The organism is Ancylobacter sp. Lp-2 (genome assembly GCF_020523795.1).
Classification (GTDB): Bacteria; Pseudomonadota; Alphaproteobacteria; order Rhizobiales; family Xanthobacteraceae; genus Ancylobacter.
On the sequence record NZ_JAJALI010000013.1, the window covers coordinates 111,908 to 119,288 of the forward strand.

Annotated in this window: 7 protein-coding genes; 1 reads left to right on the top strand and 6 read right to left on the bottom strand. The window is 68.6% G+C overall.

What is annotated here, in order from left to right; genetic code table 11:
* The first annotated feature begins 145 nt into the window (after positions 1–145).
* Positions 146–1,456: a citrate synthase gene (gene gltA, locus LGR54_RS23270; RefSeq protein ID WP_230364346.1), complete on the top strand. Its 1,311-nt coding sequence runs from the start codon at positions 146–148 to the stop codon at positions 1,454–1,456.
* 245 nt (positions 1,457–1,701) lie between these two features.
* On the opposite strand, the gene lpxB is transcribed toward gltA, so the two are convergent.
* The 6 genes from lpxB to LGR54_RS23300 form a co-directional block, all read right to left on the bottom strand.
* Positions 1,702–2,907 (bottom strand): lipid-A-disaccharide synthase, encoded by a 1,206-nt coding sequence (gene lpxB / locus LGR54_RS23275; protein ID WP_230364347.1) that lies wholly within the window; start codon positions 2,905–2,907, stop codon positions 1,702–1,704.
* Positions 2,904–3,836 carry an LpxI family protein gene (locus tag LGR54_RS23280; RefSeq protein WP_230364348.1) on the bottom strand — a complete coding sequence of 311 codons (933 nt, stop codon included), beginning with the start codon at positions 3,834–3,836 and terminating at the stop codon, positions 2,904–2,906. Before LGR54_RS23280 ends, lpxB begins: the two co-directional genes overlap by 4 nt.
* Positions 3,811–4,641, bottom strand: coding sequence for an acyl-ACP--UDP-N-acetylglucosamine O-acyltransferase (lpxA, locus tag LGR54_RS23285; RefSeq protein ID WP_230364349.1), 831 nt, complete (start codon positions 4,639–4,641; stop codon positions 3,811–3,813). The genes LGR54_RS23280 and lpxA overlap by 26 nt, the downstream gene beginning before the upstream one ends.
* Complete coding sequence (fabZ, locus tag LGR54_RS23290; protein ID WP_214009916.1) at positions 4,638–5,111, bottom strand: 3-hydroxyacyl-ACP dehydratase FabZ; 474 nt, start codon at positions 5,109–5,111, stop codon at positions 4,638–4,640. The genes lpxA and fabZ overlap by 4 nt, the downstream gene beginning before the upstream one ends.
* The gene (lpxD, locus tag LGR54_RS23295) at positions 5,108–6,205 is read right to left on the bottom strand and encodes a UDP-3-O-(3-hydroxymyristoyl)glucosamine N-acyltransferase (RefSeq protein ID WP_230364350.1); all 1,098 of its coding nucleotides are present in this window, start codon (positions 6,203–6,205) and stop codon (positions 5,108–5,110) included. The genes fabZ and lpxD overlap by 4 nt, the downstream gene beginning before the upstream one ends.
* Before the next feature lie 87 nt (positions 6,206–6,292).
* Positions 6,293–7,381, bottom strand: a 1,089-nt coding sequence (locus LGR54_RS23300) for a BamA/TamA family outer membrane protein (RefSeq protein ID WP_230364351.1), incomplete at its 5' end; no start/stop codon positions are given.

A 7,381-nucleotide genomic window follows, 5' to 3' on the forward strand; every position in this document is an offset into this window, starting at 1 on the left:
ACGGTTCTAAACCGTTACGACTTTACGCGTCCAGCCACTGGGGAGCATAGAAGGCCCCTCGGAAACGGCTGTCGCACAACAAGGCGAGAACCTCCGCCGACGCGCTCCGCTTCGTTCGGTCCATAGACTCTCAGGGAGACCCCGCATGGACGCCATCAACGGCACTTCCGCGAACACGGCCACACTCAGTATCGGCGACAAGAGCTGGGAACTCCCGATTCTGAACGGCACGATCGGGCCGCAGGTCGTCGATATCGGCAAGCTCTACGGCCAGACCGGGATGTTCACCTACGATCCCGGCTTCACCTCGACCGCGAGCTGCGAGAGCCAGATCACCTATATCGATGGCGACGAGGGCGTCCTTCTCTATCGCGGCTACCCGATCGAGCAGCTGGCCGAAGACGGCGACTTCCTCGAGACCTGCTACCTGCTGCTTTATGGCGAGCTGCCCACCGCCGCCCAGAAGGCGGACTTCGACTACCGCGTCACGCGCCACACCATGGTGCATGAGCAGATGAGCCGCTTCTTCCACGGCTTCCGCCGCGACGCCCATCCGATGGCGGTGCTGGTCGCCTCGGTCGGCGCGCTCTCGGCCTTCTATCACGACAGCACCGACATCGCCGACCCGCAGCAGCGCATGATCGCCTCGGTGCGGATGATCGCGAAGATCCCGACGCTGGCGGCCATGGCCTACAAATACCATATCGGCCAGCCCTTCGTTTACCCGAAGAACGACCTCGACTACGCCTCGAACTTCCTGCGCATGTGCTTCTCGGTGCCCTGCGAGGAGTACAAGGTGAACCCGGTGCTCTCGCGCGCCATCGACCGCATCTTCACCCTGCACGCCGACCACGAGCAGAACGCCTCGACCTCCACCGTGCGCCTCGCCGGCTCCTCCGGCGCCAACCCCTTCGCCTGTATCGCCGCCGGCATCGCCTGCCTGTGGGGACCGGCGCATGGCGGCGCCAACGAGGCGGCGCTCAAGATGCTCGGCGAAATCGGCTCCGTGGAGCGCATCCCGGAATTCATCAAGCGCGCCAAGGACAAGAACGACCCGTTCCGCCTGATGGGCTTCGGCCACCGCGTCTACAAGAACTACGACCCGCGCGCCAAGATCATGCAGAAGACCTGCCATGAGGTGCTCGGCGAGCTCGGCATCAAGGACGATCCGCTGCTCGACATCGCCGTGGAGCTGGAGCGCATCGCGCTGCAGGACGAGTATTTCGTCGAGCGCAAGCTCTACCCGAACATCGACTTCTATTCGGGCATCACCCTGCGCGCCCTCGGCTTCCCGACCTCGATGTTCACCGTGCTGTTCGCCCTCGCCCGCACCGTGGGCTGGATCGGCCAGTGGAAGGAAATGATCGAGGATCCCGGCCAGCGCATCGGCCGCCCGCGCCAGCTCTACACCGGCGCCTCCCGCCGCGACTACGTGCCGATCGCCCGCCGCAAGTGAGCCGGGTGGCGGCGAATGGCGGCTCGCGTGCCGCCATCCTTGCCGTCCCGCAGTCGGCTGCGTGAAATGACGATGCCCGCCTCCGACCCCGGATGGCGGGCATTTCGTTTCAGGAAACCTCTTTCCGGGCCCATGTCGCGAGACGCGACGCGCTCCGGACTTGCCGGCCGCGTCGCAATGCCGGGAAGCGCGCGGCCAGCCGGGCAAGCTGTGTCGAGCGTGCGTGACGGCCAGCTCGGCGCCGTTCAGCCACCGGTGGCCGCTGGCAGGACGTCAGGATGGCGCGACCACGCCACCTCCAGCACCGCGCGGGCAGCGCGCCGGCTCGGCGTCTCGCCATCGACACCCATCAGTTCGCCGAGCCGCTCGAAGGCGGCGAGCTGGGCCTCGCGCTCCGGCCCGCCCTCGATCAGCCGGGCGAGCACCGCCGCCATCGCCGGCGGGTCGATATACCATTGCAGGTATTCCGGGATCGCCTTCTCGCCGAGGATGAGATTGGGCAGGATCGCCGAGGTGATGTTGAGCACGTGATAGGCGAAGCGCGCCTCCAGCCAGTGGACGCGATAGGTGGCGATGGAGGGGATGCCGGCGAGCGCCAGCTCCAGCGTCACCGTGCCGGACGCGGCGAAGGCGGCGCGGGCGCGGCGGAAGGCGGCGTGCTTCTCCGCCTCGTCGACGACGATGCGCGGCGTCACGGTCCAGCTGGCCACCATTGCCTCCACCTCGGCCCGCCGGCGCGGCAGGGTCGGCAGCACCAGTTCGAGGTCCGGCACCTGCGCCACCAGCCGCGCCAGCACGTCGCCGAACAGCGGCCCCAGCCGCTGCAGCTCCGAGCGTCGGCTGCCCGGCAGCACCAGCAGCAGCGGCGGCTTGCCGGCACGCCGGAGCGCCTCCTCGGCATTCGGGCGGATCTCGTCGAGCATGCCGAGCAGCGGATGGCCGACATAGGTGGTGGGCGGCCCGTCGAGCCGCGCCATCACCTCCGGCTCGAAGGGCAGCACCGCCAGCACCCGGTCGACATCCGGCTTCATCGCCCTCGCCCGCCCGGGTCGCCACACCCACACGGTGGGCGCGACATATTTGACGATCGGCAGGTCCGGCAGCCGCGCCCGCACCTTGCGGGCGACGCGGTGGGTGAAATCCGGCGCGTCGATCAGCACCAGCACGTCGGGGCGCGCGCGCACCACGGCGTCGGCGGCCTCGCGCATGCGCTTGAGGATGCGCGGCAGGCCGGCCACCACCTGCCCGACACCGATGGCAGTGATGTCGTCCATCGGGAATTGTGAGGCAAGGCCGGCCGCCTCCATGCGCGGTCCGCCGATCCCGGTGAAGGCGACGGCGCCGCCGGTGAGCGCGCCCAGCTCGCGCATCAGTCCGGCGCCCAGCACGTCGCCCGAATCCTCCCCGGCGATGAGGAAGACCGAGAGCGGTCGCGCCGGCGTCTGGCTCATCGGCCGGCCTCCCCGTCCGCTTCCGGCGCGAAGCCGTAGATGAACAGGCCGGCCGTATCCGCCGCGCGGATCATCGCCGCGAGATCGGTGGCGATGACCCCGCCGGCCTCCACCGCGATGCCAGCGAGCCCGGCCACCGCCGCGCCCTCGACGGTGGCGACGCCGAGCGAGGGCAAATCGAAGCGCCTATCCTGCGCCACCTTCGGCACCTTCACCAGCACGCCGGACGGCGCCCGGCGGCGGATGCGGCCATTGGCCCGAAGCTCGGCGCAGCGGCGCAGCATCAGGTCGGTACCCTCCGCCGCCTCGACGGCGACGACGTGCCGGTTGATCACCACCAGCCCCTGGCCGATATCGAGCGGCCCCATCACCGCCAGCGCGTGGCGGCCGGTGAGCACGTCGTCGAGCTCGTCACGGCCGAGCGCCACCCGGCCGAGCTGGCCGGCCGGCACCAGGATCTCCGGCGCGACCTCATGGGCGCCGAGCAGCCGGAAGCCGGCATCCTCGAACGCCTCGCCGACGCCGGTGAGCAAATGATTGTCGCCGCCGCGCAGCATGCGGAAGATGCGCGGCAGCTGCCGCACCATCGCCCAATCGAACTTCACGTCGAGGAGGCGCGGGCGCAGCACATTGCCGATGAACACCACGTCGCGGCAGCCGCGCCGGCGCATCTCCGCGCAGAGCTTGCCGAACTGGCCGAGGGCGATCCAGCTGTGCGGCCAGGCCTCCACGGCGGGATCGGCGAGGCCGCGCAGGGCGAAGAGATGCACCCGCCGTCCGGCGCGCGTCGCCGCCTCGGCGACCGCCAGCGGGAAAGCCCCGCCGCCGCAGATGATGGCAAGCGGCTCGCCGCTTGGCTCGCCGCCCGGCATGACGGGCGCCGCGGCGGCGAGCCCGGGAGCCTCAGGCGGCGTCGGGCTCGGCGCCATTGTCGTCGGCATCGGCGGGAACGGTGAGGCGGCGCTTGCCGGCGGTGCGGACGAACTCGACGATCCGCATGACATTGGCGTTCTCGCCGAAATGCTCGGCCACGCGATCCGTGCGCTGCGCGAGCGTGCCGGCGCCGTAAAACAGCTCGCGATAGGCGCCCTGCAATTCGCGGCGCTGCTGCAGCGACAGGCCGCGACGCTTCAGCCCGGTATAGTTGAGCGAGCGCAGCCCCGGATGGCCCTCCATCATCAGGCCGAACGGGATGACGTCGAAATGCACGCCGCACATGCCGCCGATCATCGCGCCGTCGCCGATGCGGGTGAACTGGTGCACCGCCGCGAGCCCGCCGATGAAGACATTGTCGCCCACCGTGACATGGCCGGCCACCGTCGCATTGTTGGCGAACACCACCCGCTCGCCGATCACGCAGTCATGCGCGACGTGGCTGCCGACCATGAAGAAGCCGTGCGCCCCGACCCGGGTCTCCATGTGGCCGCCGGCAGTGCCAATGTTCATCGTCACATGCTCGCGGATGATGCACCGCTCACCGACGATCAGCCGGCACGGCTCGCCCTTGTAGTGCACCGACTGCGGCGGCTGGCCGAGCGAGGCGAAGGGATAGACCACCGAATGGGCGCCGATCTGCGTGTGGCCGGCCACCACGACATGGGAGATGAGCCGGACGCCCTCGCCGAGCTCGACATTGGCGCCGACGGTGCAGAACGGGCCGATCTCGACGTTCTCGCCCAGCACCGCGCCGTCTTCGACCAGCGCGGTGGGGTGGATGCGTGCGCTGCCGCTCATTTGCCGCCGCCCTGGGCGATCATCGCCCCGACCTCGGCCTCGGCGACCAGCTGGCCGTCGACCTTGGCCTCGCCACGGAACCACCACATGTTGCGGCGTTTGGTCATCTGCGTCATGTGGTACTCCAGTACGTCGCCCGGCACCACCGGTCGACGGAACTTCGCCTTGTCGATGGTCATGAAATAGACCAGCGACGGCTTGCCGCCCTCGGCCCGCTCGAACAGGCAGATGGCCCCGGCGGTCTGCGCCATGCCCTCGAGGATCAGCACGCCCGGCATCACCGGGTTGTCCGGGAAATGGCCCTGGAAATGCGGCTCGTTGGCGGAGACGTTCTTGATGCCGACCGCGCGCTTGTCGCCCTCGATGCCGACGATCTTGTCGACCATCAGGAACGGGTAGCGGTGCGGCAGGGCGGCGAGAATCTTCTGGATGTCCGCCGCGCCGAGACTGGTTTCGGCCTGTTCGCTCATGAGTTCTTCTGTCCTTCGTCAGCCGCCCGCCCGCTGCCGCGCTCGGCACGGGCAAGGCGCTGGACTGCCATCACTTCCCGGAACCAGTCCCGCATCGGCTGCGCCGGAGAACCGCCCCATTCGACGCCCGGCGGGACGTCGTTCTTCACATTGCTGGTCGCGGCGATCCGCGCCCCGTCGCCGATGCGGACATGGCCGATCACCCCGACCTGCCCGCCCAGCATGACGAAATCGCCCAGCGTCGCGCTGCCGGCAATACCGGTCTGCGAGACGATGACGCAATGCCGCCCGATCACCACGTTGTGGGCGATCTGCACGAGATTGTCGATCTTGGTGCCCTCGCCGATCACCGTGTCGCGCAGGCCGCCACGGTCGATGGTGGAGGACGCACCGATCTCGACATCGTTCTGCACGATAACCCGGCCGATCTGCGGCACCTTGGCGTGGCCGCCGGCGCCGCCGACATAACCGAAGCCGTCCTGGCCGATACGCACGCCCGGATGCAGAATCACCCGGTCGCCGAGCAGCGCATGCAGCACGCTGGCCCCGACGCCGATGGTGCAGTCGCGACCGACGCGCACGCCCGGCCCGATCACCGCGCCGGCGGCGACGATGGTGCCGGCACCGATTTCCGCGCCCGGCCCGACCACCGCGCCGGGATCGACGGTGACACCGTCCTCGAGTCGCGCCTGCGGATGCACCATGGCGCCGGCGGCAACGCCCGGCTGACCGAACACCGAAACCGGACGCAGCGCCGAGGGGTAGAGCGCGCGGGAGAAGGCGACGAAGGCGGCGTGCGGACGTTTCACCACCACCGGCACCACGCCGGCCGGCACCGCGTCGAGGAAACGCTCACCGATCAGGCAGACGCCGGCGCGGGTCGCCCTCAGCGCCGGCACGAAGCGGGCGCCGTCCATATAGGTGACGTCGTCCGGCCCAGCATCTTCCAGCGAAGCCACGCCGGCCACCTGCCGTTCGCCCGCCAGCGGCTCGACGAGCCGACCGCCGACCAGCGCGCAGAGCTCGTCGAGGGAAAAGCTCCCAACCGGACGGTGAAAGAGAGGATCAGCCGCTGACTGCATCGTGCCGGACATGCCCGTCGCCCAATGAAGCGACGGCCCGGGCGAGCCGGGCCGTCGTATTCCGCCAAAGATGTGGACGCCTAGGATCGGGCGCGAACCTCAGAAACGGGTGCCGCCGCTGAAGCGGAACGCCTGTTCCTGGTCGTAGTCTTGCTTCGACAGCACCCACGCATAATCGAAGCGCAGCGGGCCGAAGGGCGACTTCCAGATCAGGCTGACACCCACCGAGGAGCGGATCGAGTCGCTGTCGGCGACGCACACATTGGCCATGCCCTTCGTCGAGGACCCTTCGATGGCACTGCAATCGACGAGATTGTTCTGCCAGCCAGCGATGTTCTCGAAGGTGGTGTCGCCCTGGTAGTCCCACAGCGAACCGGCATCGGCGAACACCGCCGCCTTCAGACCCACTTCCTTCGGCAGGAAGGAGAGCGGGAACTGCAGTTCCGCCGTCGTGCCCCAGTAGAGCGTGCCGCCCAGCGCGTCCGGATCCGAGCCGTCAAGGCCGGAGGCCAAGTCGCGCGGGCCGATGCCGTTCGATTCGAAGCCGCGGACGAGGTCCGGACCCTTGAAGAAGTTGTCGAGGATACGCAGGTCCTCGCCGCCCCAAGAGGAGACATTGCCCGCCTGGCCACGCAGCATCAGCACCACGTCGCCATAGACCGGCATGTACCAGCGCGCATCGAAGGTGGAGCGGATGTAGTTCACATCACCGCCAAGGCCGGCCAGATCCTGCTTGAACTCCAGCAGGTAGCCGTTGGTCGGGTCGATGTTGCTGTCCAGCATGTTGTAGCTGAGCGTGTAGCCGACCGCCGAAGTGATCGCCGGATCGTTGTTCACTTCGAGCAACGCCCAGGAGATCTGGCCGTAGGTGGCGATATCGTCCTCGTCGATCGAGATTTCCTTCTGCGACAGCGTGTAGCGCAGGCCGAGGGTCAGCTCGTCGGTGAGCGGGAGGCCGACGCGCAGCGTACCGCCACCGGTGGTGGTGTTGTACGGGCTGTAGCTCGTCGAAGAGGTCTCGCGATAGGACAGATCAAAACCGGCCGCGACACGGTAGTCGAGGAAGTAGGGCTCGGTGAAGTTGAAGTCGATGCCCTGGACGTTTTCGCCGAGCGTGCCGGCGAGGCGGACATACTGGCCGCGGCCGAGGAAGTTCTTCTCCGACACCGCCACTTCGCCGATGAAGCC

Excerpts from the sequence above, each read along its gene's own strand:
- gltA (WP_230364346.1), top strand. The coding sequence starts at position 146 with ATGGACGCCATCAACGGCACTTCCGCGAACACGGCCACACTCAGTATC.
- lpxB (WP_230364347.1), bottom strand. The coding sequence starts at position 2,907 with ATGAGCCAGACGCCGGCGCGACCGCTCTCGGTCTTCCTCATCGCCGGG.
- LGR54_RS23280 (WP_230364348.1), bottom strand. The coding sequence starts at position 3,836 with ATGGCGCCGAGCCCGACGCCGCCTGAGGCTCCCGGGCTCGCCGCCGCG.
- lpxA (WP_230364349.1), bottom strand. The coding sequence starts at position 4,641 with ATGAGCGGCAGCGCACGCATCCACCCCACCGCGCTGGTCGAAGACGGC.
- fabZ (WP_214009916.1), bottom strand. The coding sequence starts at position 5,111 with ATGAGCGAACAGGCCGAAACCAGTCTCGGCGCGGCGGACATCCAGAAG.
- lpxD (WP_230364350.1), bottom strand. The coding sequence starts at position 6,205 with ATGTCCGGCACGATGCAGTCAGCGGCTGATCCTCTCTTTCACCGTCCG.